At 66.2% G+C, this 219-nt stretch carries 1 protein-coding gene; it reads left to right on the top strand.

Translation table 11 applies throughout. The features are described from left to right. Window positions 1–219: glutathione S-transferase C-terminal domain-containing protein (locus EOC06_RS41910; RefSeq protein ID WP_245469385.1), on the top strand; the 219-nt coding region annotated here is incomplete at both ends.

Below are 219 nucleotides of genomic sequence, written 5' to 3'. Positions count from 1 at the left end.
CTCTGGAACGATGGCCTTGCCCGTTTCAGCGGGCCGTTTCTGGCCGGCGCTCATTTTACCGCCGTCGACGCTTTCTTTGCCCCGGTGGCGTTCCGCGCCCAGTCCTATGGGCTCTCTTTCGAGGGTGCGGCTGCGGCTTATCCGGCGCAATTGCTTGCCCTGCCGGCGATGCGCGAATGGTATGCGGCTGGCTTGGCCGAGACCTGGCGCGAGCCCGAC

Source organism: Mesorhizobium sp. M7A.F.Ca.MR.362.00.0.0, from assembly GCF_004023175.1.
GTDB lineage: Bacteria > Pseudomonadota > Alphaproteobacteria > Rhizobiales > Rhizobiaceae > Mesorhizobium.
Note: the sequence above shows the minus strand (reverse complement) of the source record. Positions and strands in the feature narration are given on the sequence as shown.